The organism is Dietzia sp. IBK-p2-15D, from assembly GCF_057773105.1.
In genome coordinates, this window is the sequence record NZ_JBYMTK010000139.1 from 1 (window position 1) to 291 (window position 291).

General features: G+C 67.4%; 1 pseudogene. It reads right to left on the reverse strand.

Annotated elements, in window-relative coordinates:
• Nucleotides 1–151 (reverse strand): annotated as a pseudogene (locus AC3DEV_RS17250) (hypothetical protein); the annotation flags it as partial.
• Nucleotides 152–291: the final 140 nt, after the last annotated feature.

Genomic DNA, 291 nt, shown 5'->3' on the forward strand with positions numbered 1-291 from the left:
ACGGGGTACTCCATCGCGCCCACGCCGAGAATGGCGCCCTGGCCCACGGTGAGGCGCGGGCGTAGAGCAGGCGCAGATAGTCGTGCACCTCGGTGATCGTGCCGACGGTCGAGCGGGGATTACGGTTGGTCGACTTCTGGTCGATCGACACGTCGAGGCGATCCACGGGGTACTCCATCGCGCCCACGCCGAGAATGGCGCCCTGGCCCACGGTGAGGCGCGGGCGTAGAGCAGGCGCAGATAGTCGTGAACCTCGGTGATCGTGCCGACGGTCGAGCGGGGATTACGGTT